The following is a 26,466-nucleotide window of genomic DNA, read 5'->3' as shown; positions in this document are numbered from 1 at the left end:
TGTTTGACCACCTACCTATCCTATAATTGACTGGTTCATAATTAATCACGCTAACTGGTGAAACATAAAACACAGATCATGAATAATCTGCCGCTGCTAAATGATTTACGCGTCTTTATGCTGGTCGCTCGCCGGGCCGGGTTCGCCGCCGCCGCCGAGGAGCTTGGCGTATCGCCGGCGTTCGTCAGCAAGCGGGTTTCGCTGCTGGAGCAAACCCTGAATGTGATGTTGCTGCACCGGACCACCCGTCGGGTCACCATTACCGAAGAGGGGGAGCGGATCTATGAATGGGCGCAGCGCATTTTGCAGGATGTCGATGAGATGATGGATGAGCTTTCCGACGTGCGCCAGGTGCCGCAGGGAACGCTGCGTATTATCAGTAGCTTCGGCTTTGGCCGTCGGGTTGTCGCCCCGGCGCTGTCGGCGCTGGCTCTCCAGTACCCGCAGCTGGAGCTGCGTTTCGATGTCCAGGACCGGCTGGTGGATTTAGTCAATGAAGGGGTGGATCTCGATATTCGCGTCGGCGACGATATCGCACCGAATCTGATTGCCCGCCAGCTGGCGGCCAATCACCGCGTACTCTGCGCCTCGCCGCAGTTCCTTGCCCGCCATGCGCCGCCGAAACAGCTGAGCGATCTGGCCGCGTTACCCTGCCTGGTGATTAAAGAGCGCGATCATCCGTTCGGCGTCTGGCAATTGCATAGCAAAGAGGGCCAGCACGCCATCAAGGTAACCGGGCCGCTCTCCTCCAACCATGGTGAAATTGTGCATCAGTGGTGTCTGGACGGGCAGGGGATTGCGCTCCGTTCGTGGTGGGACGTCCGGGAGAATATCGCCAGCGGACATCTGGTGCAGGTGCTGCCGGACTACTGGCAGCCGGCCAACGTCTGGGCGGTTTACGTCTCCCGGCTGGCGACGTCGGCCAAAATCCGCACCACCGTGGAGTTTCTGCGCCACTACTTTCAGCTGCACTATCCGCAGCATGAGCCGACGGCCAGCGCCGTCGGCAGAGGCGATTAAACCCCAAGGCGGTCGCGCAGGCTGTAGTAGGCGGCGCCCATGGCGGTAAAAGGAATGCGCAGGCTGCGGCCGCCCGGGAACGGGTAGTGCGGCAGTTTGGCGAAGGCGTCGAAACGCTCGGCGTCGCCGCGCAGCAGCTCTGAAATCAAGCGTCCGGCAAGGTGGGTACAGGTCACGCCGTGGCCGCTGTAGCCCTGCATGTAGTAAATATTGTTATCGAGACGCCCGAACTGCGGCATCCGCGACAGGGTTAGCAGGAAGTTGCCCGTCCAGCGGTAGTCAATCTTCACCCCCTGCAGCTGCGGGAAGGTTTTCAGCAGTTTCGGCATAATCAGCCGCTCCACGTCGTCCGGATCGCGCGCGCCGTAGACCACGCCGCCGCCGTACAGCAGACGGTTGTCGCCGGTCAGACGGTAGTAGTCCAGCAGGTAGTTACAGTCTTCCACACAGTAGTTTTTCGGGATCAGCGAGCGGGCGACCTCTTCCGACAGCGGAGCGGTAGTGACCACCTGGGTGCCGCACGGCATGCTGCGTTTCGCCAGCTCCGGCTCCAGTTTATCGCCGAGATAGGCGTTGCCGGCGACGATCACGTAGCGCGCGGTGACCTGGCCGCGCGCGGTGCTGACCACCGCCGGGCTGGTGTGCTGGATGCGGGTGACCGGCGACTGCTCATACACCCGGCCGCCGTTCAGGCGAATGGCATCCGCTTCGCCGATGGCAAGGTTCAGCGGGTGAATATGGCCGCCGCTGTGGTCGAGCAGGGCGCCGACGTAGCGGTCGCTGTCCACTTCGCGACGAATGGCCTCTCTGTCCAGCAACTCCAGCTGGGTGTTGCCGTAGCGCTCCCAGTTGGCTTTCTGCTCTTCCAGGGTTTCCAGCTGTTTATGGTTCATCGCCACGAACAGGCCGCCCGGGCGGTAATCGCACTGGATCTGATACCGCTGGATGCGTTCGCGGATGATATCGCCGCCTTCGAACATCATGCTGCCGAGCATTTTTGCCGCATCCGGGCCGTAGTTCTTTTCAATGACGTCGATATCGCGGCTATAGGAGTTGACCAGCTGACCGCCGTTGCGGCCGCTGGCGCCGAAGCCGATGCGCGCCCCTTCCAGCACCACCACGTCGTAGCCCATTTCGGCCAGATGCAGGGCAGACGAGAGGCCGGTGTAGCCGCCGCCGACGACGCAGACGTCACAGTTGATGGATCCCTCCAGCGTCGGGAACGGTTCATACTTGTTGGCGCTGGCGGCGTAGTAGCTAGTGGTATGTTCAGTCATGATCAAGACTCCAGGGCAATCCAGATGGTTTTCAGTTCGGTGAATTTTTCCAGTGCGTGCAGCGATTTATCGCGCCCGTTGCCGCTCTGCTTGTAGCCGCCGAACGGAACGGTCATATCACCATCGTTATAGTTGTTGACGAAGACCGAGCCGGCCTTCAGGCGGCGGCTCATGCGGTGGGCGCGGGAGAGATCGCGGGTCCACACCGCGGCGCCCAAGCCGTAGTCGCTGTCATTGGCGAGCTTTAGCGCCTCTTCTTCGCTTTTGAAGCGGGTCACCACCAGCACCGGGCCGAAGATCTCTTCCCGGCTGAGGGTTGATGCCGGGTCGACGTCAACGAAAATGGTCGGGCCAACGGCGGCAGGCCACGGGTTTTTCCGTCCGTCGAGTAACAGGGTGCTTTGGCTTTCGCCGCCGCGAATAAAGCTATGCACGTTGTCGGCATGGGTATTGTCAATCAGCATGCCCATGGTGGTGTCCGGATCGAGCGGGTTGCCCGGCTGCCAGTGTTGCGCCTCAGCTTTCAGCTGCGCCAGGAACTCGTCAGCGATGCTCTCCTCGAGCAGCAGACGGGTCCCGGCGATGCACACCTGTCCCTGGTTGTAGAAGATGCCGCCGGCGGTGGCGCTAACCGCTTGTTGCAGATCCGGGCAGTCGGCGAAGACAATGTTGGCGCTCTTGCCGCCCGCTTCCAGCCACACGCGCTTCATATTGCTGTCGCCGGCGTCTTTCAGCAGCTGCTTGCCGGTGCGGGTGGAGCCGGTGAAGGTGATGACTTCAACATCAGGATGCAGGGCCAGCGCCTGCCCGGCCTCGTGGCCAAAGCCGCTGACCACGTTCAACACGCCGTCCGGCAGGCCGGCCTCTTTCGCCAGCCCGGCCAGACGCAGGGCGGTGAGCGGCGATTTTTCCGAGGGTTTGAGGATTACGCTATTGCCCGCCGCCAGCGCCGGGCCGAGTTTCCAGCAGGCCAGCAGCAGCGGGAAGTTCCACGGCACCACCGCGGCGATCACGCCAATTGGTTCGCGAACGATCATCGCCAGCTCGTTGCTGCCGGTGGGGGCCACTTCGCCATAGACTTTATCCAGCGCTTCGGCATACCAGCGAATGGCGCGGGCGGCGCCGGGAATATCGTCGCGCAGGCTGTGGCGAATCGGTTTGCCGGTATCCAGCGTTTCCAGCAGCGCCAGCTCTTCACGATGGGCCTCCATCAGATCAGCAAAGCGAGTGAGGATCGCTTTACGCTGTGCGGGGGAGGCCTGCGACCAGTCGCCGTTATCAAAAGTCTGGCGCGCGGCTTTCACCGCCCGTTCGACGTCGGCTTTTTTACCGCGGGCGACCTGGGCTAATGTCTGCTGCGCGGCGGGGTCGATCGTCTCAAAGGTGGTATTATCGGCCGCGGCGCAATATTCGCCGTTAATAAATAAGCGCGTTTCAATGGCCAGGTTTTTCGCTTTTTCCTGCCAGTAAGCCAGGTGCTGAAAATTCATCATGACTCCTTAAAAACATTATCGGCAAATTAATCAGTGCGGCGTTTTCAGGCTGCACGGGGGCACTGCGCCGGGCGCAGGGCATAGCGTATCCCCGGAGTTGAATACCGTTTTATTCTCCTGATTTTTGACGGGTTGTTTGCAACCCGAATTATTCAGGAGCGAGACGCCATTCACTGGCGTTAATTATTTCAGGGCCAACAGGAAATAATATTCCGTACGGCGCAGACGTTATTACTACGAGTTCTTCGCCGCGACGAAAATAGATTTTCCGTCGCGACAGGCCTGAAGTAAGCCTGAACTTCGTTCAGGCGAAATAATCAGAATGTGGTGGGGGTGTGGGCACTGATGATGCGGCAGATGCCTGCCGAGGTGTTGCTGAAGCTGTGCGGAATGCCGGTATTAATGGCATAGCTCTGTCCAGCCACCAGGTGGTACGACTGACCGTTAATGGTCAGCACGATCTCACCTTCCAGTATGGTGCCTATCTCCTCACCCTGATGCTTAATCCTCTCCCCGGTCGTGGTTCCAGGCTGGTAAGTTTCAAAAATCATCGCCAGCGTACGGTTCGGATTTCCGTTATGAACCAGCTTCATGGAAACGCCCTGACTTCCCATCTCAATCAGGTCATCCTGATTAATGACCACCTGGGGTTCGTCCGGCTTTTCGGGTTCAGAAAAGAATTCCGAGAGCGACAGCCCATAGACTTTCAGCAGCTTTTGCAGCGTACTGATGGCAGGACTGACTTTATCCTGCTCTATGGTGCTGATGGCACTATGTGTTAACCCAGACAGTTCGGCGGCACGACGCTGTGAGAGACCCAGCTGTTGGCGGATCTCTGACAGACGTTTCCCTGGCGCCAGTCCGTCATCGCTCATATTTGCATTTCCTTAACGGTAGTGGTCAGCGCCGCCGCTTTTCAGCATGATGGCCCTGACAGGCGGTGATAAAACCATCAAACAACATACGCGACAGGGCGTATTCGCTACTGTTCCATTCTGGATGCCACTGTACGCCCAGCGCGAAAGGATGATCGTTCACGCTGACCGCTTCCACCAGTCCATCCGGCGCTCGCGCCTCCACGCGCAGCTGCGGACTGAGGGTTTTTGCCCCTTGCCCATGTAGCGAGTTTACCCAAAACGTGTTGCAGCCCGGTATCAATTGCGACAGCAATCCTCCTTCCTGAACCTCAACCTGATGGGACGGCGCATACTGCTGCTCGACGGGCAGTTCAGGATCTTCGCGATGTTCAAGGAGCTCAGGCTGCTCGAACAGACGACGATACAGAGTCCCGCCGGTGGCGACAACCAGTTCCTGCAGTCCACGACAGATGGCGAAAATGGGGATGCGCCTTTCGAGCGCGGCGTTAATCAGCGCCATGCTCAGAAGATCACGCCCGGGGTCGGCGTCAGGCTCATCGCCGTTTTCACCATAAAGGTGCGGCTGCACATTGCTGGGGCTGCCTGGCAGGTAGATCCCGTCCAGTTTATCAACGACCGCGTTCAGTAGCTCCGGCTCCGCCAGCGCATGAGGCAGGGCAATCGGCAGTCCGCCGGCGTTAACAATTGCATTCAGGTACTTTTCTTGCAAGGTCTGGGTCTGGTGACCCTTAAGCCTGTTTCTACACATCACGACGCCAATAACTGGCTTGTACATTATATTTTCCATGATCGCCCTCACAAAGTGGACTAAATTATGACCGCCATAGCGGGTTTAACGGCCATATCGTTCAATATTTTCTCAATCTAGCAGTGGAAATAGCCCTTTGCAAACTTAATTTAACATTTGACAAACAATTTATTTGCATACACAGTCGATGGGGTGGACATTATATTTAACGGTCTGAGTGCAGGACCGAAACCCAACCAACGGCGGTGAATCATGGAAACCAATATCGTAGAAGTTGAGAATTTTGTTCAGCAAACGGAAGAGAGACGGGTTAGCGCGTTCGCGAAAGAAGTGAAGCGCTACCTCGAAACCTACCCTGATACCCAGTATGTCGATGTCCTCCTCACTGACCTGAACGGCTGCTTCCGCGGCAAGCGCATCCCGGTTGCCGGCCTGAGCAAACTGGAGAAAGGTTGTTATTTCCCGGCCTCGGTGTTTGCGATGGATATTCTCGGCAATGTGGTGGAAGAGGCCGGTCTGGGCCAGGAGATGGGCGAGCCGGATCGCAGCTGCATCCCGGTACCCGGCACCTTAACCCCTTCGGCGGCTGACCCACAATCGATAGCCCAGGTACAGCTAACCATGGTTGATGAAGATGGCGCTCCCTTTGACGTTGAGCCGCGGAACGTACTCAACCGCCTCTGGCAGCAGTTGCGCCAGCGCGGGCTGTTCCCCGTGGTAGCGGTAGAGCTGGAGTTCTATTTACTGGACCGCAAACGCGATGCCGAAGGCTACCTGCAGCCGCCGTGTGCGCCGGGCACCGACGATCGCAACACCCAAAGCCAGGTCTACTCGGTCGATAACCTTAACCACTTCGCCGACGTGCTCAACGACATCGACGAGCTGGCCAAACTGCAGCTGATCCCCGCCGATGGCGCGGTGGCGGAAGCCTCGCCGGGCCAGTTTGAAATCAACCTTCACCATACCGATAACGTGCTGGACGCCTGCGATGATGCGCTGGCGTTAAAACGTCTCGTGCGTTTGATGGCGGAGAAGCATAAGATGCACGCCACTTTTATGGCGAAGCCTTATGAAGAGCATGCCGGCAGTGGGATGCATATCCACATCAGCATGCTGAACAATAAAGGGGAAAACGTGCTGGTGGACGGCGATGGGGAAGACTCTGCGCTGCTCAAACGCGCGCTGGCCGGGATGATCGATCTGATGCCGGCCTCGATGGCGCTGCTGGCGCCGAACGTGAACTCGTATCGCCGCTTCCAGCCGGGGATGTACGTCCCGACGCAGGCTTCGTGGGGGCATAACAACCGCACCGTCGCGCTGCGTATTCCGTGCGGCGAGCGGCAGAACCACCGCGTGGAGTATCGCGTCGCGGGGGCGGACGCCAACCCGTATCTGGTGATGGCGGCGATTTTTGCCGGCATTCTGCACGGGCTGGATAACCCCCAGCTGCCTTTACAGGAAGAGGTGGAAGGTAACGGTCTGGAACAAGAGGGCCTGCCATTCCCGATCCGCCAGAGCGATGCGCTGTGGGAGTTTATGCAGAACGATCACTTGCGTGAGCGCCTCGGCGAGCGTTTCTGCCATGTTTTCCATGCCTGTAAGCATGATGAATTACTGCAGTTTGAGCGTCTTATCACAGAAACCGAAATTGAGTGGATGTTGAAAAACGCCTGATGGTCGCCCCGCGAGGGGCCCATAAGTTTGGTAATCAGTAGCATCATACGGCCTGAGCGGAGCCTGGCCGACGTTTTTGCTGGGAGCCCAGCCATTTCCCGGATGTCGCGTTAAGGAGCGCAGGCGGCAACGGGGCTTCAGTTAACGACACAGTGTGTGACGAGGAAATGAGATGATGCAGATGTTCAAATATCCGCAGGGAGAGGGAGGCCGCTCAGGCCGCATTGGATGCCAGCCAGCTACCGCTTACCGGTCCGTCTTACCCTTTTATCTATGCCTTACCCCTTTGCTAAGCAGGTTTGTCACGCGGACGTTGGGCCCGCAAACTGTTAACAGCAAGGGGGGTATGGGCGATGGCTATTAATCCTCCGGCGCATAACGCCGCTCAGGCGGGCAGACCGCGTCTGCGTAAATCCCTCAAACTCTGGCAAGTGGTGATGATGGGGCTGGCCTATCTGACGCCAATGACGGTGTTTGATACCTTCGGCATCGTCTCCGGCATCAGCAATGGCCACGTTCCGGCGTCTTATCTGTTGGCGCTGGCTGGCGTGCTGTTCACCGCCATCAGCTACGGCAAACTGGTGCGTCAGTTTCCGGAAGCCGGTTCCGCCTATACCTACGCGCAAAAATCCATCAGTCCGCACGTCGGCTTTATGGTCGGTTGGTCGTCGCTGCTGGATTATCTGTTTCTGCCGATGATCAACGTCCTGCTGGCGAAGATCTATCTCTCGGCCTTGTTCCCCGAAGTGCCGCCGTGGGTGTGGGTAGTGACCTTTGTCGCTATTCTGACCGCCGCGAACCTGAAAAGCGTTAACCTGGTGGCCAACTTCAATACCCTGTTCGTGCTGGTGCAGATTTCGATCATGGTGGTGTTTGTCATTCTGGTGGTGCAGGGGCTGCATAAAGGCGAGGGGGTGGGTACCGTCTGGTCGCTGCAGCCGTTTATCAGCCAGAATGCGCATTTGATCCCGATTATTACCGGCGCGACCATTGTCTGCTTCTCGTTTCTCGGTTTCGACGCGGTGACCACCCTGTCGGAAGAGACCCCTGACGCCGCGCGGGTGATCCCGAAGGCAATTTTTCTCACCGCGATGTACGGCGGCATTATCTTTATCGTCGCGTCGTTCTTTATGCAGCTGTTCTTCCCGGATATTCATCGCTTTAAAGACCCCGATGCCGCGCTGCCGGAGATTGCGCTGTACGTGGGCGGCAAGCTGTTCCAGTCGATTTTCCTGTGCACCACCTTTGTTAACACCCTGGCGTCCGGCCTGGCCTCCCATGCCAGCGTCTCCCGTCTGCTGTACGTGATGGGCCGCGACAACGTCTTCCCGGAGCGCATTTTTGGCTATGTGCATCCGAAATGGCGTACCCCGGCGCTGAACGTGATTATGGTGGGCATCGTTGCGCTGTCGGCGCTGTTCTTCGACCTGGTGACCGCCACCGCGTTGATTAATTTCGGTGCGCTGGTGGCCTTCACCTTCGTTAACCTGTCGGTGTTCAACCACTTCTGGCGGCGCAAGGGGTATAACAAAACCTGGAAGGATCGACTGCATTATCTGCTGCTGCCGATGGTCGGGGCGTTGACGGTCGGGGTATTGTGGATCAATCTCGAGGCCACCTCCCTGACGCTCGGCCTGGTGTGGGCGGCGCTTGGTCTGCTGTACCTGACTTATCTGACCCGACGCTTCCGCAAACCGCCGCCGCAGTTTGATGCCGCTAAAGCGGAGCAGGCCTGGGAGTCATAGGTTCTGAGGCATAAACTGAACGAAGGCAGGCCCGCAGGCCTGCCTTCGTGTTGGCTTCGGTAAGGGACAGTACAGGACGGTAAAGAAATCAGCAGAAAACGGTGGGGAACGGAAGGTATTATTTCTTCTTTTTATGGACAGGTAACTGACTGGCGCGCCGCTCTTTGAGGTACGACACCAGGCTGTAGATGGCGACGCCCAGCAGCGCCACCGCGACGATAAAGAGAATAAGACCCGACATAGACCAACCTAATATTCTGTTTGGAAAGGGAAAAAGATACAGGGCTCTGTGTGAAGATAACATCGGGATATGTCTGAAAGATGACGCCTCATCGCGAGAATATCCGGCGGCGGGGTTGTGATAAAATATTTCCCGCAGGGATGTGACCGCCTGGGTTTCACCTGAAATGGCGTAACACTCCGTTAAGTGATTTTACAGAAGTGCGGCCTACAGCGAGTTACGCTGACCGCGAATAAGAACGATCTGAGAGTCAGTCATGTATAAGAAAACCCTCAGCCTGCTGGGCGTAGCGTTGGCGCTGTCTGCCTTCGCCAGTCAGGCTGAAAGTGAACGTCAGGCGAGCCGCGAGCGGATCGTGGAGCAGGTCCTCAAGCCGTGTGAAGGCAAAAAGGCGGGCGATAAGGTGGTGATTACCGATCGCCGCGGCGGCGAGCACGAGGCGATCTGTACCCTGACGGCGGTTCCGCTACCGGAGTAGCGCCCGCCGCACGGTGCCGCTTATCGATACCGCGGCGCAGGCTGTCCGGTTCGCGCGCTGGTAAACAGCGCCACTCTGGACTGCTCAAAAGTCTCCCACAGTCCCAGGTCATGAACCGGTGGTAAGGTGACCTGTTCCCCCATCTCCAGCCCCCTGAGAGCGGCGTCAACCAGATCCTCGGTAGTCATTACCGTGCCGCTGGGCAGAGCGTCCAGCGCCACGCCGGAGGTCGGCCACAGATCGGTAGCGGTCGCCGCCGGCAATACCGCCTGAATACGCACGCCGCTGTCGGCAAACTCCTCCTGCAGGCCGCGGGTGAAGCTCAACACCCAGGCTTTGCTGGCGCTGTAGACTGCGCTGCCCGGCAGCGTATGCAGCGCGAGGATAGAGGCAATATTGATCAGCGTCCCCCGGCGTCGTGGGGTGAAAGCGGCCAGCGCGGCATAGCTCAGACGCAGCAGCGCGGTGGTGTTGAGCGTATGAATCGCCTGGTGCTCGCGTGGCGTACTGGCGAGAAAACCCGCCAATTTCGCGGTGCCGGCGTTGTTAATGAACAGGTCGATGGCGGGATCCTGCTGCAGACGCTGCTCTACGGCGGCAATCCCGTGCTCTTCGCTAAGATCGGCTTTGAGGATGCTTGCCTGGATGGCGTAGCGCGCCTGCAGCTGGTCGGCGAGCGCCTGCAGACGGTCTTCACGACGGGCGGCGAGGATCAGGTTGTAGCCGCGGGCGGCGAGTCGTTCGGCATAGATCGCGCCGATACCTGAGGACGCGCCGGTGATAAAAGCTGTGTGCGATGGTTGGGTCATGAGAAATGCCTCGTAAAAGGTTGCATTATTAAACCAAATTCAGCATGAGATATTAGGTTTAATAATGCAACCATTTTGCCAGGACTTTTTCATTTTTGCCTGTCGCGGGCAGCGTTTAGTCGTTCAGCGGGATAGCGATGGTGATGTCCGCCGGGGCCAGCTCACGGCCATCCGCCGCCTGCAGGACCAGCTTACGCAGGGGCTGGCGCTGCTGGCGGTCAATGAGCCGGGTCGCCGGTTCGTCAGGATCGAACAGATAGTCGTCTGCCCACTGGGAGAGGGCGACCAGCACCGTCTGCAGGGCACGGCCCTTATCGGTCAGGACATACTCCTGCCAGGCGCTGCCGTCGGAGGCCGGCTGCAGGCGCAGGATGCCTTCATCCACCAGCATTTTCAGCCGCCCGGCGAGCATGTTTTTGGCGATACCGAGGTTTTTCTGGAATTCGCTAAAACGGCGCACCCCGCGCAGAGCATCGCGGACGATCAGCAGCGACCACCAGTCGCCGATAACGTCGAGGGAGCGGGCGATAGGGCAACAGCTGTTTTCCAGACGGGTACGTTTCACGAAAGCCTCCAGGTTAATTGTTTCATTATAAAACTCTTTGCCCGGCAGGGGAAATTTCCGGCTACGGTCTAAGTTTGCGAGCGATTACCAGGAAAAATGTCATAAATCCGGCACAATTAACGCGATGATAATAAATGACTAAGGATGAAGGGATGAAAAAACGTCTACTTGCCGCCGCCGTTGCCGGCGCGGTGATGTTATCCGCTGGCGCTCAGGCGCAGGACACGGCCGCCCCGGAGGGGTATCAGCTGCAGCAGGTGCTGATCATGAGTCGTCACAACCTGCGTGCGCCGTTGGCCAATAACGGCAGCGTGCTGGAGCAGTCCACCGCCAAGGCCTGGCCGCAGTGGGATGTGCCGGGCGGCCAGCTGACCACCAAAGGCGGTGTGCTGGAGGTGTATATGGGCCACTATATGCGCGAATGGCTGGCGCAGCAGAAGCTGGTGACCAGCGGCGAGTGCCCGCCGGAAAACGCGGTTTATGCCTACGCTAACAGCCTGCAGCGCACCGTCGCCACCGCGCAGTTCTTTATCACCGGCGCGTTCCCGGGCTGCGGCATCCCGGTGCATCACCAGCCGCAGATGGGCACCATGGACCCGACCTTCAACCCGGTTATTACCGACGACTCCCCGGTGTTTCGCGAGAAAGCGCTGCAGGCGATGGAAAAAGAGCGCCAGGGAATGCAGTTGACCGAGAGCTACAAGCTGCTGGAGACGATGATCGATTACCGCAACTCGCCCTCCTGCAAAGAGAAGAAGGTCTGTTCCCTGAGCGAGGGTAAAGATACCTTTAGCGCCGGTTATCAGCAGGAGCCGGGAGTGTCCGGACCGTTGAAGGTGGGCAACTCGCTGGTAGACGCCTTCACCCTGCAATATTATGAAGGCTTCCCGAAAGATCAGGTGGCGTGGGGGGAGATCGCCAGCGATAAGCAGTGGCAAGTGCTGTCGAAGCTGAAAAATGGCTATCAGGATAGTCTGTTTACCTCGGTGGCGGTGGCGCAAAACGTCGCCAAACCGCTGGTTAAATATATCGATAACGCGCTGGTGGGCGAGGGAGCCAGCAAGGCGAAAGTCACGCTGCTGGTGGGACACGACTCGAATATCGCTTCGCTGCTCACCGCCCTGGACTTTAAGCCCTATCAACTGCCCGGCCAGTATGAGCGCACTCCTATCGGCGGCAAACTGCTGTTTCAGCGCTGGCATGACAGCGCCGGCAATCGCGATCTGATGAAGATTGAGTATGTCTATCAAAGTACCGAGCAACTGCGTAACGCCGACGCGTTAACCCTGCAGGCCCCGCCGCAGCGGGTCACTCTGGCGCTTAACGGCTGTCCGGTTGATGACCAGGGATTCTGCCCGCTGGAGACCTTTAAAAAGGTGATCAACGAGGCGGCGAAATAACGAAAAAAACCCGGAGCACTCCGGGTTTTTTTAGCAGGTTAGGATGAGCCCAGGTGGGGATAAACCTCCTAGACGTTTTTACGCTCAATCGTCTGTTCGCCCCAGAACAGGCTGTCTTTATCGGTTTTGGCAAAGGCCAGCGCCAGCACTTCGTCGCTGCCTTCCTCCCAGATTTGCTCCGCCAGTTTCTCATCGTAGTGGGCGACTTCGAAAATCGCCTCGGCAATTTCCGGTGAGGTGTTACGTAAACTTGCCCATTCGCCGACGCGATGTGCTTTTGCTTCTTGAGTTGGCATAGTGCTCCTCCTGCAGAAGATTAGCCGTGCAGTTTAACGGCCAGTTTGGCGACATGTTCACCCTGATAGCGGGCGATGGCTAACTCTTCCTCGCTCGGCTGCCGCGAGCCGTCGCCGCCGGCGATGGTGGTTGCGCCATAAGGGGTACCGCCGCGTACCTGGGAGATGTCGAATAGCTCCTGGGCGCCATAGCCGATCGGGACGATGATCATGCCGTGGTGGGCCAGCGTCGTCCAGGTCGAGGTAATGGTTTGTTCCTGGCCGCCGCCGGTACCGGTTGAGCTAAATACGCTGGCGATTTTGCCATACAGAGCGCCGGACGCCCACAGACCGCCGGTTTGATCGAGGAAAGTACGCATCTGACCGGACATGTTGCCGAAGCGCGTCGGGGTACCAAAGATGATGGCGTCATACTCTGCCAGCTCCTGCGGCGTGGCGACGGGCGCGTTTTGCGCTTTCCCGCCTGCTTTGGCGAATGCTTCAGCCTGCATGGTTTCCGGCACGCGCTTCACAACCACCTCAACGCCGTCCACCCGGTTCGCCCCATCGGCGACGGCGTGAGCCATGGTTTCAATGTGTCCATACATGGAATAATAAAGCACCAGAATTTTAGCCATTTCCATCACTCCTCGGTTGCATTATAAGCCAGCAAAATAGCTGGTACCTTTAAAGATAAAGCCTCCGCCGGAGAGTGCAAATCCAACGGGCATTTGTTTGATTTATAACAAAATGACAAAGCGTTATTTACTTTTCCTTGCACCGCGCGGCCTGAAAGGAAGTGAAGGAGGAAGCGTTGCGCCTGCTATTTTGGCCGCTGCGGCGAGGATGTAGCATCAGGATACATTTTTGCTGACTATTTTTTCTTCGCCAGCAGAGTCGGTTAGGAGCTGTTCGCGGCGCGAGGAAGCTTTTTTCGCCCGGCTTTGTTTCTGGATATTACATTCGCCGCCGTCAGCCGCAGTCATTCACTAACCTTATAGATACGCGGCAGGACAGCGGCGTCGCCGCTCCCGCGTAATGCACTATGATGTCTAACCTAATGGAGGTCAGTAATGGCAAACCATCGTGGCGGTTCCGGCAACTTTGCCGAAGACCGTGAAAGAGCATCAGAAGCAGGACGTAAAGGTGGCCAGCATAGCGGGGGGAATTTTAAAAATGACCCTCAGCGCGCCTCAGAGGCTGGCAAAAAAGGGGGTAAAAACAGTCATGGTAGTCGTGAAAGTTAACGCGCGACTCGCACTGTTCTCTTTGATGCGGTGTTAATCTCCCCGACCCAACCGCATCGCCCTCGCCGCCGGCATCTGCCGGCGGTTTTTTTATCTGTCGGTGGTTGCGCTCCCGCCGGGCGGATTGCACACTGGTCGCCCGTTAATCGTCATGGCTGTCTTATGTCTTCGTTAAAATTCTCCGTTAGCCGCCAGGAAGCGCTCCTTATCATGATCACCATGTTCTGGGGAGGGACGTTCCTTGCCGTACAGTACGCGGTGAGCCTCAGCGGGCCGCTGTTTTTTGTCGGTTTGCGTTTTGCGACCGCCGCGCTGGCGGTGGGCCTGCTTTCGCTGCGCACTCTGCGCGGTCTGACGTGGCTGGAGGTGAAGGCCGGGGTAGCGATTGGCGTGGCGATTGCGCTGGGGTATGGCCTGCAGACCTGGGGACTACAGACCATCTCCAGCAGTAAATCTGCCTTTATCACCGCGATGTATGTGCCGCTGGTGCCGCTGCTGCAGTGGCTGTGCCTGGGACGTATGCCGGGGGTGATGTCCTGCGTGGGGATTGTGCTGGCCTTTATTGGTTTAATTCTGCTGGCCGGGCCGGAAAATAATCTGCTGGCGCTTGGCGTGGGGGAGATGATCACTCTGGCAAGCGCGGTGGCGATCGCGGCGGAGATTATCCTTATCAGCGCCTGGGCCGGAAAAGTCGATGTCCGCCGGGTGACGGTGGTGCAGCTGGCGACCGCGTCGCTGGTGGCTTTCGCCGCCATGAAGCCGGCGGGTGAATCGGTGCCGTCGTTGACGCCGGCCCTGCTCGGCGTCGCGCTGGGGCTGGGGATTTTCAGCGCGATCATTCAGGTGACCATGAACTGGGCGCAGCGCAGCGTCTCGCCGACGCGGGCCACCCTTATTTATACCGGTGAACCGGTATGGGCCGGTATTTTTGGCCGGCTGGCCGGTGAGCGTCTGCCGCTGCTGGCCCTGCTCGGCTGCGTTTTGATCCTCGCGGGGGTGCTGGTGAGCGAGCTGAAGTGGAAGCGCAAGTCGCCGCCGCAGGTTTCCACAAACGACGATGCGCAGCCGCTCACGGACCTGGCCGATCGCCGCGAGCCATAATATTTTCCTTCTGACCCGACAGCGGCGCTTATCCTGGCTGGTATTCGTCCGGCTCTGATTGTCTCCAGGCCCGTGCCAGCGCAGCGCCGCCGGGCGATGGCATCAGGCACGGCGTCGCTTTTATGCCGGGTGGCGGCTGCGCCTTACCCGGCCTACGTTCGTACGACCTGCCGTTAATTTATTCACCTTTCTTGCTGAAACTGCCGGTGCTGACGGCCTCAAAATCGCTGAGACATTCCCGAAAGGCCGTGGCAGTCTCCAGGCCCGCGCAAGCGCAGCGCCGCCGGGCGATGGCTCTAGGCACGGCGTCGCTTTTATGCCGGGTGGCGGCTGCGCCTTACCCGGCCTGCGTTCGTACGACCTGCCGTTAATTTATTCACCTTTCTTGCTGAAACTGCCGGTGCTGACGGCCTCAAAATCGCTGAGACATTCCCGAAAGGCCGTGGCAGTCCCCAGGCCCGGCAAGCGCAGCGCCGCCGGGCGGTCAGGTTCCGTGCCCGTGGTGGTGCCGGATGGCGGCATAAATGCCTTATCCGGCCTACAGGATCACACCACCCAGGCCCACACCGCTCCCTGCGCCAACGCCGCGCTAATGTGGCTTACACCGGCGTTACCCTGGCCTCCTTCGCCTCGCGCGTCCCGCGATGAAGCAGCGCGTGCAGCAGGATCGCCCCGAAGGTGGCCGTGCCAATCCCGCCCAGCGTAAAGCCGCCCAGCGACAGCGCGAAATCGCCGGCGCCCAGCACCAGGGTCACCGACACCATGATCAAATTGCTGTTTTGACTCAGATCCACCCGGTTTTGCACCCAGATCCGCGCCCCGGCGACGGCAATTAAGCCAAATACCACGATCGAGGCGCCGCCGATCACCGGCCCGGGAATGGTGTGGATTAATGCGCCGAACTTCGGCGAGAAACCCAACAGCATGGCAATCAGCGCCGCGGCGACAAACACCAGCGTTGAGTAGACCTTGGTCACCGCCATGACGCCGATGTTCTCCGCATAGGTGGTGACCCCGCTGCCGCCCACCGAACCGGAGAGCATGGTCGCCAGCCCGTCGCCGACGAAGGCGCGCCCCATGTACGGGTCCATATTGCGCCCGGTCATCCCGGCGACGGCCTTCAGGTGCCCGAGGTTCTCGGCCACCAGGATCACCGCGACCGGCGCAATCAACATCATCGCCTGGCCGTTAAAGGATGGGGTGGTAAAGTGCGGCAGCCCGAACCACGCCGCCTGGGCGAGGGGGGAGAAGTCCAGCGGTTTGCCAAGGCCCAGGCCGTTAGCCAGCAGGGCGTACAGCGCGCAGGCGACGATCAGGCCGACCAGGATCAGCAGTCGCTGCAGCATCCCGCGGGTAAATACCGCCACTATGCCGATGCAGAGCACAGTTAACACCGCCATCCAGCTGTCGAAGGCGCTGGCGGAGACGCTGCGCACGGCAATCGGCGCCAGGTTCAGGCCGATAGCCATCACCACCGCGCCGGTCACCACCGGCGGCATCAGGCGCTCGATCCAGCGGGTGCCGATCTTCATCACCACCAGACCAATCAGGGTGTAGACCAGCCCGCAGGCGATGATCCCGCCAAGGGCGACGCTCAGATGAGGGTTCAGCCCCTGGCCGTTAAAGCCGGTAATGGCGATCACCACCCCGACAAAAGCGGCGCTGGAGCCGAGATAGCTCGGCACCCGTCCGCCGGTGACGACAAAGAACAGCAGGGTGCCGACGCCCGACATCAGAATAGACAGGTTCGGGTCGAGCCCCATCAACAACGGCATCAGCACCGTCGCGCCGAACATCGCAACGGCGTGCTGCACGCCCATCACCAGCGTTTGCCCGGCCGACAAGCGTTCATCGGGGGCGACAACGCCGGATTCGGCGGCAGGAGAGGTCAGCTTCCAGCGAGGAAAATCGAAGAGTGCCATGATGATATCCCGGGTTAAAGGTTAACAAGCGGGTCGCATAAGCGTGTGATAGCCGCGGTCAAACCACATCAGTCCCCGGGGCTCCGGGTGACGGGTAATGGCCACGACGTGACAAAACAGAATGTCGTGCGTCCCGACGCTGACGCGCTGGTCGATGCGGCAGTCAAAGCTGACCAGAGCCGCCTCCAGCCGCGGACAGCCGGTGGCGCCGGTCTGCCAGTCGGCGGCGGCAAAACGCTCGTCCATTGCCGTTTTACCGCCAAACAGCGTCGACAGGGTCTCCTGTCCGGCCGCCAGGGTATTGACGCACAGCGTGTGGTGTTCGCTGAACACCGGCCACACCGAAGCCGAGCGGTTCAGGCAGACCAGCAGGGTCGGCGGCGTGTCGGTAACGCTGCAGACCGCGCTGGCGGTGAACCCCGCCCGGCCCGCCGGGCCATCGGTGGTAATAATGTTAACCGCGGCGCCGACGTGGGCCATGGCGTCACGGAAACTCGCTTTGTCCGTTAACTCCATCGTAAACTCCTTATGCCAGCAGGCAGGCTTCATCAAAGGACAGGCGCGGCAGGCGGCCGTACAGCTTGCCGGGGTCACCATAGCCGATATTCACCAGTAGATTGCTTTTCCAGCCGTTGTCGGCAAAAAATGCCGCGTCGACTTTTTCCCGGTCAAAACCGGACATTGGCCCGGTGTCGAGGCCCAGCGCCCGGCAGGCAAAAATCAGATACGCCGCCTGCAGGGAGCTGTTGCGAAACGCGGTCTCTTCCGCCAGCTGCGGGCTGGAGGTAAACCAGCTGCGGGCGTCACCGTGGGGAAACAGGGTCGGCAGCCGGTCGTAGAAGGCGCTATCCCACGCCACGATGGCGGTCACCGGCGCCTGCATGGTTTTCTGCAGATTGCCGCTGGAGAGCGTCGGGCGAAGTTTCTCTTTGCCTTCCGCGCTGCGCACGAACACGATGCGCGCTGGCGAACAGTTGGCGGAAGTCGGCCCCATTTTCATCAGGTCCCAGACGGCCTGCAGCTGCGCATCGCTCACCGGCTTATCCAGCCAGCCGTTGTGGGTCCGGGCCTGGGTAAACAGCGTCTCGCAGGCCGTGTGGTTTATCGCGTCGTTCATCGGGTCTCCGTGGCGACCGGCAGCATAGCGGACAGCCCGTCGCGTAAAATGGTATTAAAGGTATCGGCGTCGGTGACGTTACAGGCATGGCCGCCCCACGGCATTTCCACGAGCTGGCTGCCGGGGATCGCCGTCTGCAGCACGCGGGAGCAGGAGGCGGGGACCAGCAGGTCGTCAGCGGCGCTGATAATCAGAGTCGGGCAGGCGATGGCCGACGCACGGCGTGAAAAATCAGCCTGCTTCAGGGCCTGCAGCCGCTTCAGCAGATTCTCTTTGCCCTGAAAATGGCTGATGGCAAGCGCATCTTCCGCTTCGAGGCGCGGCAGGCGCGCGGCCATCCATTCCGCCGGGTAGAGAAATAGCGGCTGCGCTTCGACCCACGCCTGCGCGCCGCCGGCATGCAGCAGACGCTCGCGCACCTGGAAGCAGCGGCGGGTATGCGGCGACAGCGACAGCCAGCCGTTGACCAGCGCCAGGGCGCTCACCGCCTCGGGGCGATCGAGCGCCAGCTGCAGGCCAATCAGCGCCCCCAGGGCGTGGCCCACCAGCGCGAAGCGGGCGATCCCCGCCGCTTGCAGAGCGCTGAACAGCTCCCCGGCCATCGTCGCCAGGCTGTAGTCGGCGGGCAGCGGACCGGCGTTCTCCCCGGTCCCGTTATGGTCATAACTCACCAGCTGATACTGTTCCTCCAGCGCCGCGCGCTGCGCCAGCCAGTAGCCGCCGCCCCCGCCCAGACCGGCGCTGAGGACCACCACCGGCGCGCCGGGCCACGGAGCCGGAGCAATATTGAGCCTCATCATGTCGGGGTACCGATATGGGCGACGCTGGCGATTTCCACCAGCGCATCGGGCTTCACCAGTCCGCACTGAATGCAGAAGCGCGCCGGTTTATCGCCGGGGAAGAACTCGGCGTAGACCTCGTTAATCGCGGCGTAATTTGTCCAGTCGGTGATAAAGATGCTGTTGAAAGTCACATCCGCCATACTCCCGCCCGCCGTTTCGATAACGCTCCTGATGGTCTCCAGCACGTGGCGGGTTTGCGCCTTTGGGTCGCCGATGTGCACCACATTGTTTTGCTTATCAAACGGCAGGGTGCCCGAGACGTAGACCACCCCGTCGGCGAGCGTCCCCGGAACAAAGGGGGCAATCGGCGCGGTGGTGCCTGGCGGAATAATCACCTGTTTAGGCATAACGTTTCTCCTTGGCTAAAGCCAGCGGGGCGGCGGGGGACAGCGCGTGGCAGAAGCTCTCAACGTCGCTGACCCAGCCGAAAAAGGTTTCAATATTGAACAGCGCCGCCTGCTGGGCGAAGGCCGGGCCGGCCTGATGGGTGGCATCCTCCAGCACGATGCCGAAGTATTCGAGAAAGAAGCCATCGCGCAGCGTCGATTCGACGCAGACGTTGGTGGCGATCCCGGTGAACACCAGGTGGCGTATGCCGCGGCTGCGCAAAATGCTGTCGAGCGGGGTGTTAAAGAAGCCGCTGTAGCGCGGTTTCGGCAACACGATATCGCCTTCCTGCGGCGTCAGCTCGTCCACCAGCTGATAATCCCAGCCGCCTTTCGCCAGCAGCTTGCCCTGCAGCTCCGGACGCTGACGCATCGTTTTCAGCGCGTTGGATTTGTGATAGTTCGGCGAGCCCGGGCCGCCGGCTTCAACATACTGATCATCCCAGCCATTCTGGAACCAGATAATCAACATACCCGCGGCGCGAGCGGCGGCGACGGCGGTATTAATATTGTCGATAACCGGCCGGGTAGCGGAGACGTCAAAGCCGGCGAGATCCAGATAACCGCCCTGGCTGGCGTAGGCGTTCTGCATATCGACCACAATCAGCGCGCTCTGCTGCGGCGCGAAGGTCAGGGATTCCGGGCGAGCGGGAAGGGTAATCATCAGGCCACCTCACGGGTAACAGAAGCAATGTGGTTCCGGCAGCGCATCAGCGGCTGAATGCGTTCGCCAAAGGCGTCAATGCCGGCAAGAAAATCATCAAAAGTCAGCAGCACGCCGTCGGTGCCGGGCACGCTCGCTACTTCATCAAGCATACGGGCGACGCTGGCATACGATCCGACCAGGGTGCCCATGTTAATGTTGACCGCCGAGGTGGGGTCGGCCATCTGGCGCACGTTGGTATCGCTGCCGGAGCGGGTATCTTTCTGACTCTGCTCGGTGAGCCACGCTAGCGCTTCTTCATCGGCGCCCGCTTTGTAATGTTCCCATTTGGCGCGCGCCGCCTCGTCGGTTTCGTCGGCGATCACCATGAACAGCACATAGGACCCCACGTCGCGGCCGGTTTTTTCCGCCGCCTGCATCATGCGTGCGGCGGTCGGGGCAAAGGCCGTTGGCGTGTTGACCCCTTTGCCAAAGCAAAAGTTGTAGTCCGCATGCTGGGCGGAGAAGGCCATCCCGGCATCGCTCTGCCCGGCGCAGATCACCTTCATCGGCTGCGACGGGCGCGGGCTGACACGGCAGTCGTTCATGGTGAAGTAGTCGCCTTTGAAATCGCTGCGCCCGGTGCCCCACAGGTCACGGAGCACCTGGACGTATTCGGTGAGATAGTCATAGCGGCTGGCGAAATAGTCATCTCCCGGCCACATGCCCATCTGGTCATATTCCGGTTTTTGCCAGCCGGTTACCAGATTGACGCCAAACCGGCCGCCGGAGATGGAGTCGATAGTGGAGGCCATCCGGGCGACAATCGCCGGCGGCAGCGTCAGGGTGGCGGCGGTGGCGTAGATCTGGATCTTCGAGGTCACCGCGGCCAGGCCGGCCATCAGGGTGAAGGACTCCAGGTTGTGATCCCAGAATTCAGTTTTCCCGCCGAAGCCGCGCAGTTTGATCATGGAGAGCGCGAAGTCGAAATGGTAGTGCTCGGCCTTCTGCACGATGGCCTTATTCAGTTCAAAGGTCGGCATATACTGCGGGGCATGGGTGGAGATCAGCCAGCCGTTGTTGCCAATGGGAACGAAAACACCAATTTTCATACCTACCTCTCTGCAGTCATGGAAGATGGGTTGCGATGGTGCGGCATCCTGCCTCTCCCTGGACCACCTCGCAGAAAAGGTAAAGCAAAGGCGATGCCAGTTTTATAAATGCTAATGTTATTAATGTGTTACTTTTGAGTTGCTAAAAAGGACGATAAAAAAGTGGACTGGATGGTCAAAATCAGTGCACGAAAAAACGGCAGTCATGCGCAATCAGGGTGCATGGGGTCGTGTCGGCGCAGGGCTTTTGCTATGCTGGTGGCGTCAACTGAAGGAGAGGATGTATGGCACAGGGCGCGGTGAAGAAAAGCGGCAAACGTTCACAAGCGGTCAGCGCCAAAAAGGAGGCCATCCTGGCCGCCGCGCTGGAGGCATTTTCGCAATTTGGTATTCACGGTACGCGGCTGGAGCAGGTGGCTGAGCGCGCCGGGGTATCGAAAACCAATCTGCTCTATTACTACCCTTCGAAAGAGGCGCTGTATGTGGCAGTCCTGCAGCAGATCCTCGCCATCTGGCTGGCGCCGCTGAAGGCCTTTCGTGAGGATATCAGCCCGCTGGTGGCGATCCGCGAATATATTCGCCTGAAGCTGGAGGTGTCCCGCGATCACCCCCAGGCCTCGAAGCTCTTCTGCCTCGAGATACTGCAGGGGGCGCCGCTGCTGATGGGCGAACTGACCGGGGATCTGAAAGCGCTGGTCGACGAAAAATCGGCGATAGTCTCCGGCTGGATCGACCGCGGCAAGCTGGCGCCGGTCGATCCACAGCATTTAATCTTTATGATCTGGGCTACCACCCAGCATTACGCCGACTTCGCCACCCAGGTGGAGGCGGTCACCGGCGCCACGCTGCAGGATGCGGCCTTTTTTGAACAAACGGTCGATAATGTCCAGCGGATGATTATCGAAGGCATTCGCGTCCGTTAATTGGCGGGCGGCAGCGGGCAGCTTTGATCGCCATCCTCGCACTGTAGCAGCGAGGCGAGGAAAGACTCCCGCTCCACGCTCTTATCGGTCATGCACTGGCTGACCAGCATTGGCTGCATGCTGCCGCCTTCGGCGCCGGACGCGAGAAAGGCGCAGTCGGCGTCGCGGAGGGCGATCCATGCCTGCTGCGCCTGCTTCAGTAATGTTTGTTGTTTACCCACCGCCCGCTGCAGGGCCTGCTGCCAGGTGTCGTTCAGTTTTTTATCGGCCGCCTGATACTGCGCGGCCGCGCACTGATTCATTTCGGTTTGGGTGTTGGCGCTGCTGCACTCGTCCGCCAGCGCCGCGCCGCTGGCCAGCAGGGCCATCACGGCAAATAACGTGCGTTTCATTGTTCTGCTCCCATAAAAAAGGCTCCCGTCCGGGAGCCTTAATTAAACACAGCTGACGTCGGCTGTCATTAGCTGATCGCAGCGCAGACTGATTGCCCGGATGGCGGCGCACCGCGCCTTATCCGGGCTACCCTTTGGCGGTGGTAGGTAGCCCCGGTAAGCGTAGCGCCACCGGGGAGCCCGTTTTAGCCGATGGTCATCAGGCTGGCGTTACCGCCTGCCGCCGCGGTGTTAACGCTCAGCGAACGCTCGATATACAGCCGCTCCAGCAGCAGATTGGTTTCGCCGCGGGCGAAGCCCTGCACGGAGACAATCGCCCCGTCGCGCGCCGCCACCTGCTCGCACAGCTCGCGCAGCTGGTCGGAATCGCCGTGGTAGATAACCGCGTCGAAGGCCTGGCCAGGCAACTGCTCCGCTTTGGCAAAGCGAATGCGCTCGCTGACCTCCCGCGGCAGTTTCTTCGCCAGATCGCGCTGCAGGGCGCTGTCCGGCCACAGTACTTCACAACCCACCGCCAGCACAGCCGCCAGCTGGATCAGCGCATCCTGTTCGTTATCCGCTACGCACAGCACGCGCTCGCGCGGCATCAGCGTCAGGGTGTTGCGCTCGCCGGTTGGCCCCGGCAGCAGGCGTTGGGTGCCGCTTTGCGCCTGCTCGCTGTACTGCTGGCACAGCGCCTGCAGCTCAGGACGGCCCGCGGCCCACTGCTGCAGCGCCTGCAGCGGTTTTTCCAGCAGCGTTTTCAGCTGGGCGTCCAGCGGACGCTCCGCATCCTGGCGGGCGAAGGTTACGCCAACCGCGTCCTGCGGACGGCTGGAGAGCAGACGGTACAGATACAGCGGACCGCCGGCTTTCGGACCGGTACCGGACAGCCCTTCGCCGCCGAACGGCTGAACGCCGACCACCGCGCCAACCATATTGCGGTTGACGTACAGGTTGCCCACCTTGGCGCTGCCGGTGACCTGGGCGATGGTTTCGTCGATACGGGTATGCACGCCGAGGGTCAGGCCGTAGCCAGAGGCGTTAATCTGCTCGACCAGTTTGTCCAGCTCGTTACGGTTATAGCGCACCACGTGCAGTACCGGGCCGAAGACCTCTTTTTTCAGCTCGTCGAAGCTGTCGAGCTCGATAAGCGTCGGCGGCACGAAGGTCCCGTGACGCCATTCGCGGGCGTCTTCGCTATTCTCGCGCACCGCCTGGTAGACGGTGCGGCCTTTGGCGCGCATCGCCTGAATATGGCGTTCGATATTCTCTTTCGCTTCCGCATCGATAACCGGACCGATATCGGTGGTCAGGCGCCCCGGATTGCCCATCCGGCACTCGCTCATGGCGCCGCGCAGCATGGTTAAGGTGTGATCGGCGACCTCTTCCTGCAGGCAAAGCACGCGCAGGGCGGAGCAGCGCTGACCAGCGCTGTCGAACGCGGAAGCCAGCACGTCGATCACTACCTGCTCGGTGAGCGCCGACGAATCGACGATCATCGCGTTCATCCCGCCGGTTTCGGCGATCAGCGGCGTCGGGCGGCCCTGGGGATCGAGGCGGCTGGCGATATTGCGCTGCAGCAGGGTGGCCACTTCGGTGGAGCCGGTGAACATCACGCCGCGTACGCGCTCATCGGTGGTTAGCGCGGCGCCCACGGTCTCCCCGCGACCCGGCAGCAGTTGAATAACGCCCGGCGGCACGCCGGCTTCCAGCAGAATCGCCACGCCCTGGGCGGCGATAAGCGGCGTCTGCTCGGCAGGTTTCGCCAGCACGCTGTTGCCGGCCGCCAGCGCGGCGGCAATCTGGCCGGTGAAGATCGCCAGCGGGAAGTTCCACGGGCTGATACAGACCACCGGACCCAGCGGGCGGTGAGTTTCATTATCGAAATCGTCGCGCACCTGGCCGGCGTAATAGTGCAGGAAGTCAACGGCTTCGCGCACTTCAGCGATGGCGTTGCTGAAGGTTTTACCCGCCTCGCGCACCAGGATCCCCATCAGGGTCGGCATTTGGCTTTCCATCAGCACCGCGGCGCGCTCAAGAATGGCGGCGCGCTCCTGCGGCGGAGTGGCGAACCAGATCGGCGCATTGTTGATAGCGCTGGTCAGCGCCTGCTGCACTTCAGCGTCGCTGGCTTCGCGGACGTAGCCGACGATATCTTTCGGCTCTGCCGGGTTAACCACCGGCTGCATTTCGCCTTCGGCCACCGGCTGCTCCAGCATCGGCAATGCCTGCCATTTATGCAGCGCGCTGTTGAGCAGGGAAGAGGAGAGGGAGGCCAGACGGTGCTCGTTCGCCAGATCGAGACCGGCGGAGTTGCTCCGGCCGCTGCCGTAGAGATCGCGCGGCAGCGGGATTCTCGGATGCGGCAGGCCGGCCTGGCCTTCCTGCTGCGCCAGTTTTTCTACCGCGCTGACCGGGTCGGCCACCAGCTCGTCCAGCGGCAGGGTATTGTCCGCGATACGGTTGACGAAAGAGGTATTGGCGCCGTTTTCCAGCAGACGGCGCACCAGATACGCCAGCAGCGTCTCGTGGGTGCCCACCGGGGCGTAGATGCGGCACGGCCGATTCAGTTTGCCGTCGGCGACCTTGCCCACCACCTGCTCGTACAGCGGTTCGCCCATGCCGTGCAGGCACTGGAACTCATACTGGCCCGGGTAGTAGTTCTGGCCCGCCAGCTGGTAGATAGCCGCCAGAGTATGGGCGTTATGGGTGGCGAACTGCGGGTAAATCAGGTTCGGCACCGCCAGCAGCTTCTTCGCGCAGGCGAGGTAGGAGACGTCGGTGTAAACCTTGCGGGTGTATACCGGATAGCCTTCGAGACCTTCCATCTGCGCGCGTTTAATTTCGCTATCCCAGTAGGCGCCTTTCACCAGACGGATCATCAGGCGACGGCGGCTGCGGGTGGCGAGGTCAATCAGGTAATCAATGACAAACGGACAGCGCTTCTGGTAGGCCTGAATCACGAAGCCAATCCCGTTCCAGCCGGCCAGTTCCGGCTCGAAGCACAGTTTTTCCAGCAGGTCGAGGGAGATCTCCAGACGGTCTGCCTCTTCGGCGTCAATATTGATGCCGATGTCATACTGACGCGCCAGCAGGGTCAGCGATTTCAGCCGCGGGTAAAGCTCTTCCATCACCCGGTCATACTGCGCGCGGCTGTAGCGCGGGTGCAGCGCGGAGAGCTTAATGGAGATACCCGGACCTTCATAAATGCCGCGGCCGTTGGAGGCTTTGCCGATGGCATGAATCGCCTGCTGATAAGAGACCATATAGGCCTGGGCGTCAGCGGCGGTCAGGGCGGCTTCGCCGAGCATATCGTAGGAGTAGCGGAACCCTTTTTCTTCCAGCTTGCGGGCGTTGGCCAGCGCTTCGGCGATGGTTTCCCCGGTGACGAACTGCTCGCCCATCAGGCGCATCGCCATATCCACGCCTTTGCGGATCAGCGGTTCGCCGCTCTTGCCGATGATGCGGTTCAGGGAGCGGGAGAGGCTGGTCTCGTTGTGGGTCGACACCAGTTTTCCGGTGAACAGCAGCCCCCAGGTGGCGGCGTTGACGAACAGCGACGGGCTGCGGCCGATGTGCGACTGCCAGTTGCCGTTGCTGATTTTGTCGCGGATCAGCGCATCGCGGGTGGCTTTATCCGGAATACGCAGCAGGGCTTCCGCCAGGCACATCAGCGCCACCCCTTCCTGTGAAGAGAGGGAGAACTCCTGCAGCAGGCTCTGCACCATGCCGGCGCGGCCGCTGGCGGTTTTCTGGTTGCGCAGTTTTTCCGCCAGCTGATACGCCAGCTTGTGCGCCTGTTCGCCCAGCGGCTGCGGCAGACGGGCCTGCTCCAGCAGCATCGGTACCGCGTCGGTTTCCGGACGTCGCCAGGCGGCGGTGATCGCCGCGCGGCTCACCGACTGCGGCAGGATCTGCTCGGCGAATTCGAGGAACGGCTGATAGGGCTCTTCCGTTGGTACGCTGGCGTCATCGCTTTCGTTGGCGGCCCCGGAGAGCAGGGCCGGCAGCTCAGGCAGCGTCTCGTCGTTCTCCAGTTTTTCCAGATAATTAAAGATGGCCTGCTTAATCAGCCAGTGCGGCGTGCGGTCAATACGGCTCGCGGCGGATTTAATGCGCTCGCGGGTTGCGTCGTCAAGCTTAACACCCATGGTGGTGGTGCCCATGCTCAAAACTCCTGTCATTTATCGTTAGGC

27 protein-coding genes are annotated in these 26,466 nt (G+C 60.3%); 8 read left to right on the top strand and 19 right to left on the bottom strand.

Features of this window, described 5'->3' with window-relative positions; genetic code table 11:
• Positions 1 to 57 precede the first annotated feature (57 nt).
• Positions 58 to 1,020: a LysR substrate-binding domain-containing protein gene (locus OHJ17_RS16350; RefSeq protein ID WP_004221441.1), complete on the top strand. Its 963-nt coding sequence runs from the start codon at positions 58 to 60 to the stop codon at positions 1,018 to 1,020.
• Here OHJ17_RS16350 and OHJ17_RS16345 read toward each other — a convergent pair.
• From OHJ17_RS16345 to puuD, 4 genes are all read right to left on the bottom strand, one after another.
• The gene (locus tag OHJ17_RS16345; protein ID WP_002898585.1) at positions 1,017 to 2,297 is read right to left on the bottom strand and encodes an NAD(P)/FAD-dependent oxidoreductase; all 1,281 of its coding nucleotides are present in this window, start codon (positions 2,295 to 2,297) and stop codon (positions 1,017 to 1,019) included. The two genes, OHJ17_RS16350 and OHJ17_RS16345, sit on opposite strands and share 4 nt — an antisense overlap.
• A gap of 2 nt (positions 2,298 to 2,299) precedes the next feature.
• Positions 2,300 to 3,787 (bottom strand): aldehyde dehydrogenase PuuC, encoded by a 1,488-nt coding sequence (gene puuC, locus OHJ17_RS16340; protein ID WP_032432870.1) that lies wholly within the window; start codon positions 3,785 to 3,787, stop codon positions 2,300 to 2,302.
• Between the two features lie 320 nt (positions 3,788 to 4,107).
• On the bottom strand, positions 4,108 to 4,665 hold the full coding sequence (puuR, locus tag OHJ17_RS16335) for an HTH-type transcriptional regulator PuuR (protein WP_002898590.1): 558 nt from the start codon (positions 4,663 to 4,665) through the stop codon (positions 4,108 to 4,110).
• Positions 4,666 to 4,690: 25 nt separating this feature from the next.
• Entirely contained in the window at positions 4,691 to 5,443 is a 753-nt protein-coding gene (puuD, locus tag OHJ17_RS16330) for a gamma-glutamyl-gamma-aminobutyrate hydrolase (RefSeq protein ID WP_020802183.1), read from the bottom strand.
• 225 nt (positions 5,444 to 5,668) lie between these two features.
• Between puuD and OHJ17_RS16325 the strand changes: the two genes are divergently transcribed.
• Positions 5,669 to 7,090, top strand: coding sequence for a glutamine synthetase family protein (locus OHJ17_RS16325; protein ID WP_002898595.1), 1,422 nt, complete (start codon positions 5,669 to 5,671; stop codon positions 7,088 to 7,090).
• A 353-nt stretch (positions 7,091 to 7,443) separates the two neighbouring features.
• Positions 7,444 to 8,835 carry an APC family permease gene (locus tag OHJ17_RS16320; protein ID WP_004141463.1) on the top strand — a complete coding sequence of 464 codons (1,392 nt, stop codon included), beginning with the start codon at positions 7,444 to 7,446 and terminating at the stop codon, positions 8,833 to 8,835.
• Between the two features lie 118 nt (positions 8,836 to 8,953).
• Here the strand turns inward: OHJ17_RS16320 and OHJ17_RS16315 are convergent, their stop codons facing one another.
• Complete coding sequence (locus OHJ17_RS16315; RefSeq protein WP_002898600.1) at positions 8,954 to 9,076, bottom strand: small membrane protein; 123 nt, start codon at positions 9,074 to 9,076, stop codon at positions 8,954 to 8,956.
• 256 nt (positions 9,077 to 9,332) lie between these two features.
• On the opposite strand from OHJ17_RS16315, the gene OHJ17_RS16310 reads away from it, so the two are divergent.
• On the top strand, positions 9,333 to 9,554 hold the full coding sequence (locus OHJ17_RS16310; protein ID WP_002898602.1) for a hypothetical protein: 222 nt from the start codon (positions 9,333 to 9,335) through the stop codon (positions 9,552 to 9,554).
• Between the two features lie 20 nt (positions 9,555 to 9,574).
• Here OHJ17_RS16310 and OHJ17_RS16305 read toward each other — a convergent pair whose 3' ends face one another.
• Complete coding sequence (locus tag OHJ17_RS16305) at positions 9,575 to 10,363, bottom strand: SDR family NAD(P)-dependent oxidoreductase (protein WP_004214503.1); 789 nt, start codon at positions 10,361 to 10,363, stop codon at positions 9,575 to 9,577.
• A gap of 115 nt (positions 10,364 to 10,478) precedes the next feature.
• On the bottom strand, positions 10,479 to 10,928 hold the full coding sequence (locus tag OHJ17_RS16300; protein ID WP_004141456.1) for a winged helix-turn-helix transcriptional regulator: 450 nt from the start codon (positions 10,926 to 10,928) through the stop codon (positions 10,479 to 10,481).
• Positions 10,929 to 11,080: 152 nt separating this feature from the next.
• Here OHJ17_RS16300 and agp point away from each other — a divergent pair, with 152 nt between their 5' ends.
• Positions 11,081 to 12,328 carry a bifunctional glucose-1-phosphatase/inositol phosphatase gene (gene agp, locus OHJ17_RS16295; RefSeq protein WP_032432872.1) on the top strand — a complete coding sequence of 416 codons (1,248 nt, stop codon included), beginning with the start codon at positions 11,081 to 11,083 and terminating at the stop codon, positions 12,326 to 12,328.
• Between the two features lie 68 nt (positions 12,329 to 12,396).
• Here agp and OHJ17_RS16290 read toward each other — a convergent pair whose 3' ends face one another.
• The 3 genes from OHJ17_RS16290 to OHJ17_RS16280 form a co-directional block, all read right to left on the bottom strand.
• The gene (locus OHJ17_RS16290) at positions 12,397 to 12,624 is read right to left on the bottom strand and encodes a YccJ family protein (protein ID WP_002898701.1); all 228 of its coding nucleotides are present in this window, start codon (positions 12,622 to 12,624) and stop codon (positions 12,397 to 12,399) included.
• Between the two features lie 20 nt (positions 12,625 to 12,644).
• Positions 12,645 to 13,241 (bottom strand): NAD(P)H:quinone oxidoreductase, encoded by a 597-nt coding sequence (gene wrbA, locus OHJ17_RS16285; RefSeq protein ID WP_032427942.1) that lies wholly within the window; start codon positions 13,239 to 13,241, stop codon positions 12,645 to 12,647.
• Positions 13,242 to 13,457: 216 nt separating this feature from the next.
• Positions 13,458 to 13,589, bottom strand: a complete 132-nt coding sequence (locus OHJ17_RS16280) for a hypothetical protein (RefSeq protein ID WP_004224058.1) — start codon at positions 13,587 to 13,589, stop codon at positions 13,458 to 13,460.
• An 87-nt stretch (positions 13,590 to 13,676) separates the two neighbouring features.
• Between OHJ17_RS16280 and OHJ17_RS16275 the strand changes: the two genes are divergently transcribed.
• Together OHJ17_RS16275 and OHJ17_RS16270 are read left to right on the top strand one after the other, a co-directional pair.
• Positions 13,677 to 13,850, top strand: a complete 174-nt coding sequence (locus OHJ17_RS16275; protein ID WP_002898708.1) for a con-10 family general stress protein — start codon at positions 13,677 to 13,679, stop codon at positions 13,848 to 13,850.
• 162 nt (positions 13,851 to 14,012) lie between these two features.
• Positions 14,013 to 14,951 carry a DMT family transporter gene (locus OHJ17_RS16270; RefSeq protein ID WP_004183619.1) on the top strand — a complete coding sequence of 313 codons (939 nt, stop codon included), beginning with the start codon at positions 14,013 to 14,015 and terminating at the stop codon, positions 14,949 to 14,951.
• A gap of 599 nt (positions 14,952 to 15,550) precedes the next feature.
• Here OHJ17_RS16270 and rutG read toward each other — a convergent pair.
• The 7 genes from rutG to rutA are packed head-to-tail and all read right to left on the bottom strand — an operon-like array spanning position 15,551 to position 20,973.
• Positions 15,551 to 16,873 carry a pyrimidine utilization transport protein G gene (gene rutG, locus OHJ17_RS16265; RefSeq protein ID WP_004211313.1) on the bottom strand — a complete coding sequence of 441 codons (1,323 nt, stop codon included), beginning with the start codon at positions 16,871 to 16,873 and terminating at the stop codon, positions 15,551 to 15,553.
• Between the two features lie 21 nt (positions 16,874 to 16,894).
• The gene (gene rutF, locus OHJ17_RS16260; RefSeq protein ID WP_002898812.1) at positions 16,895 to 17,389 is read right to left on the bottom strand and encodes an NADH-dependent FMN reductase RutF; all 495 of its coding nucleotides are present in this window, start codon (positions 17,387 to 17,389) and stop codon (positions 16,895 to 16,897) included.
• 10 nt (positions 17,390 to 17,399) lie between these two features.
• Positions 17,400 to 17,990 (bottom strand): malonic semialdehyde reductase, encoded by a 591-nt coding sequence (locus OHJ17_RS16255; protein ID WP_002898814.1) that lies wholly within the window; start codon positions 17,988 to 17,990, stop codon positions 17,400 to 17,402.
• Positions 17,987 to 18,790: a pyrimidine utilization protein D gene (gene rutD / locus OHJ17_RS16250; protein ID WP_032432874.1), complete on the bottom strand. Its 804-nt coding sequence runs from the start codon at positions 18,788 to 18,790 to the stop codon at positions 17,987 to 17,989. Before rutD ends, OHJ17_RS16255 begins: the two co-directional genes overlap by 4 nt.
• Positions 18,787 to 19,179, bottom strand: a complete 393-nt coding sequence (gene rutC, locus OHJ17_RS16245; RefSeq protein ID WP_002898877.1) for a pyrimidine utilization protein C — start codon at positions 19,177 to 19,179, stop codon at positions 18,787 to 18,789. The genes rutD and rutC overlap by 4 nt, the downstream gene beginning before the upstream one ends.
• Positions 19,172 to 19,882 (bottom strand): pyrimidine utilization protein B, encoded by a 711-nt coding sequence (gene rutB / locus OHJ17_RS16240; RefSeq protein WP_004176609.1) that lies wholly within the window; start codon positions 19,880 to 19,882, stop codon positions 19,172 to 19,174. The genes rutC and rutB overlap by 8 nt, the downstream gene beginning before the upstream one ends.
• Positions 19,882 to 20,973, bottom strand: coding sequence for a pyrimidine utilization protein A (gene rutA, locus OHJ17_RS16235; protein ID WP_004179293.1), 1,092 nt, complete (start codon positions 20,971 to 20,973; stop codon positions 19,882 to 19,884). Before rutA ends, rutB begins: the two co-directional genes overlap by 1 nt.
• Positions 20,974 to 21,257: 284 nt before the next feature.
• On the opposite strand from rutA, the gene rutR reads away from it, so the two are divergent.
• Positions 21,258 to 21,896 (top strand): HTH-type transcriptional regulator RutR, encoded by a 639-nt coding sequence (gene rutR / locus OHJ17_RS16230; RefSeq protein ID WP_032432876.1) that lies wholly within the window; start codon positions 21,258 to 21,260, stop codon positions 21,894 to 21,896.
• Here the strand turns inward: rutR and OHJ17_RS16225 are convergent.
• The gene (locus OHJ17_RS16225) at positions 21,893 to 22,288 is read right to left on the bottom strand and encodes a lysozyme inhibitor LprI family protein (protein ID WP_002898886.1); all 396 of its coding nucleotides are present in this window, start codon (positions 22,286 to 22,288) and stop codon (positions 21,893 to 21,895) included. The two genes, rutR and OHJ17_RS16225, sit on opposite strands and share 4 nt — an antisense overlap.
• 185 nt (positions 22,289 to 22,473) lie before the next feature.
• Complete coding sequence (gene putA, locus OHJ17_RS16220; RefSeq protein ID WP_032432879.1) at positions 22,474 to 26,436, bottom strand: trifunctional transcriptional regulator/proline dehydrogenase/L-glutamate gamma-semialdehyde dehydrogenase; 3,963 nt, start codon at positions 26,434 to 26,436, stop codon at positions 22,474 to 22,476.
• Positions 26,437 to 26,466 lie beyond the last annotated feature (30 nt).

The organism is Klebsiella sp. KP20-425-1, assembly GCF_025813515.1.
Classification (GTDB): domain Bacteria; phylum Pseudomonadota; class Gammaproteobacteria; order Enterobacterales; family Enterobacteriaceae; genus Klebsiella; species Klebsiella pneumoniae.
The sequence above is the reverse complement of the archived record's forward strand: the minus strand, read 5'-3'. Positions and strand labels throughout refer to the sequence as shown.